3 protein-coding genes and 1 pseudogene are annotated in these 2,427 nt (G+C 76.1%); 3 read left to right on the top strand and 1 reads right to left on the bottom strand.

The window, feature by feature from the left end:
- The first annotated feature begins 98 nt into the window (after window positions 1-98).
- The 3 genes from DLJ47_RS34235 (at window position 99) to DLJ47_RS34225 (ending at window position 1,684) form a co-directional block, all read left to right on the top strand.
- Window positions 99-701: a hypothetical protein gene (locus tag DLJ47_RS34235; RefSeq protein WP_199236126.1), complete on the top strand. Its 603-nt coding sequence runs from the start codon at window positions 99-101 to the stop codon at window positions 699-701.
- A complete protein-coding gene (locus DLJ47_RS34230; RefSeq protein ID WP_109906369.1) occupies window positions 698-1,084 on the top strand; it encodes a VOC family protein in 387 nt (128 codons plus the stop codon). The genes DLJ47_RS34235 and DLJ47_RS34230 overlap by 4 nt, the downstream gene beginning before the upstream one ends.
- 171 nt (window positions 1,085-1,255) lie before the next feature.
- A complete protein-coding gene (locus DLJ47_RS34225; protein ID WP_109906367.1) occupies window positions 1,256-1,684 on the top strand; it encodes a PPOX class F420-dependent oxidoreductase in 429 nt (142 codons plus the stop codon).
- Between the two features lie 21 nt (window positions 1,685-1,705).
- Here the strand turns inward: DLJ47_RS34225 and DLJ47_RS34220 are convergent.
- Window positions 1,706-2,427, bottom strand: a pseudogene (locus DLJ47_RS34220) (MFS transporter); the annotation flags it as partial.

The following is a 2,427-nucleotide window of genomic DNA, read 5'->3' as shown; positions in this document are numbered from 1 at the left end:
GGTCTCGTGGGCTCGGAGATGTGTATAAGAGCCAGGCCCCGGCGGCCCCGGCCCCGGCGGCCCCGATCTCTCCGGCCACGGGCCCGGCGGCAGGGTCGGTGCCCGACCAGGCCGGTCCGGCGGCGACGGAGACCGGGCCGGCGGAGCAGACCGAACGGATCTCCGACGCGCTGCTCAGCGAGCGCACCGGGCGCGCCTGGGCGCAGTGGTTCGCCCTGCTCGACGAGTGGGGCGGCACCGGGCGTACGCACACCGAGATCGCCCGTTGGCTGGTCACCACCCACGAGGTGCCCGGCTGGTGGGCGCAGACGGTCACCGTCGGCTACGAGCAGGCGCGCGGATTGCGGGCCCCCGGGCAGCGGCGCGGCGGCGGTTTCTCGGCCAACGGCTCCCGTACCGTCGCGGTGCCGGTGCGGCGGCTCTTCGACGCGTTCGCCGACGACGCGCTGCGCCGGCGGTGGCTGCCCGAGGACGTCCGGGTCCGTACGGCCACCACGCCGAAGTCGTTCCGCGCGGACTGGGCCGACGGGTCGACCCGGATCGTGGTCGGCTTCGCGGCCGCCGGCGAGTCGAAGTCCCGGGTGGCGGTGCAGCACGAGAAGCTCGCCGACGCCGAGCAGGCGGCGCGGCTGAAGGCGTACTGGCGGGAGCGGCTGGCCGCGCTCAAGCAGCTCCTCGAGTCGGACGGAGACCAGCGATGACCACGACCTTCATCAACCTGCCGGTGCGCGACCTGACCACCTCCACCGAGTTCTTCCGGATCCTCGGGTTCCACGCCGGCGACCTGTCGCCGGACGGCACCAGCATCCAGCTCACCCTCACCGACACGACCCACCTGATGCTGCACACCGCCAGCTCGTTCGCCGGCTACACCGGCGTCGACGTGCCGGACACGGCGACCACCCGGGAGGTGATCGTCGGGCTCGGCCTGGACAGCCGGGAACAGGTCGACGACCTGATCGGCCGGGCCGTGGCGGCCGGGGCCGAGAGCCTCGGCGAACCGCGGGAGCAGGGCGGCCTCTACATGGGCGGCTTCCGCGACCTCGACGGCCACCAGTGGTCGTTTTTGCACGTCGGCGGCTGACCGCCGGGTCCGGTGGCGGTCGGTCGGCCGCCACCGGACCGGCAGCCACCCGGTAGCCCCGGCCGGCGCCGCACCGCCCAGCGGTCGCGCCACCGCCTGCGCCCGCGCCGCCCCGTCCGAGCCGCAGGCCCGGGGCGGCACGGGCGGCTGGCGCTCGACCAGAATGGCGCCATGGCGCAGGAGATGACCGACGAACAGTGGCGGGCGTTCGCCAGCCACGGCACCCGGACCGGCAAGCTCGCCACCGTACGGGCCGACGGCTCGCCGCACGTGGCGCCGGTCTGGTTCGTGCTCGACGGCGACGACCTGGTCTTCAACACCGGGCGGAGCAGCGTGAAGGGGCGCAACCTGCGGCGCGACCCGCGGGCGGCGCTGACCGTCGACGATGAGCACCCGCCGTACGCGTTCGTCGCGGTGCGCGGCCGGGTCACCGTCAGCGAGGACCTCGACGAGATGCTGACGTGGGCGACCCGGATCGCCGCCCGCTACGTCGGCGACGACCAGGCCGAGCGGTACGGCCGGCGCAACGCGGTGTCGGGCGAGTTGCTGGTGCGGCTGCGGGTGGAGCGGGTGGTGGCCTTCACCGGCATCGCCGACTGACCCGGCGAAGGCCACCGACGGCTATCGACCGGCTGCCGCCCGCTGCCCGCCGCGACCGGGCGCGGGCACCCCTCGCCGCCGCCCGCCGAGCGCCAGCAGCACGGCGACCAGCGGGTACACCGCCGCGGCCACCGCGAAGGCCACCCCGTTGCCGGCCGCCGTGGCGACCAGCCCGTACCCGGCGTAGACCACGATGATGGTCAGGTCGGTGGCCATCCCGGCCAGCGAGGTGACGGTGGCCCGCCCGGGCCCGGTGATCCGGGCCTGCAACCGCGCCTCGGCCAGCACGCTGGCCAACTGCAAGCCGCAGAAGGCCAGGCCGACCAGGACGAAGCCGACCGGCCGGCCGAGCAGCGCCCCGGCGGCCAGGGCCAGACCGGCGAACCCCAGCAGGGCCGCCTGCCCGCGCCGGCCGAGCCGCTCACCGGCAGGGGCGAGCAGCCCGCCGATACTCACCCCGACCCAGGTCAGCAGGAGCAGCAGCGGCACGGTCTCGGCGGCGACGCCGGTGTCCCGGGCCAGCAGCGGGGTGTACTCGTCCAGCGCGCCCCACACCGCGGTGACCGCCGCGACCAGCAGCACCGCCGAGCGGACCGCCGGGTCGGCGCGCACCTCGGCCAGCCCGGCGCGCAGGCTGGCCCACCACCCCAGGTCGTCCTCCCCCGGCTCCGGCTCCGGCTCACCTGCCGCGCCGGTAGCGGCGGCCGGCGGGTCGGTAGCGGCGGGGTTGGTCCGGGCGGCGC

The organism is Micromonospora sp. S4605 (genome assembly GCF_003176715.1).
In the GTDB taxonomy this organism is placed as follows: domain Bacteria; phylum Actinomycetota; class Actinomycetes; order Mycobacteriales; family Micromonosporaceae; genus Micromonospora; species Micromonospora echinaurantiaca.
Note: the sequence above shows the minus strand (reverse complement) of the source record. Positions and strands in the feature narration are given on the sequence as shown.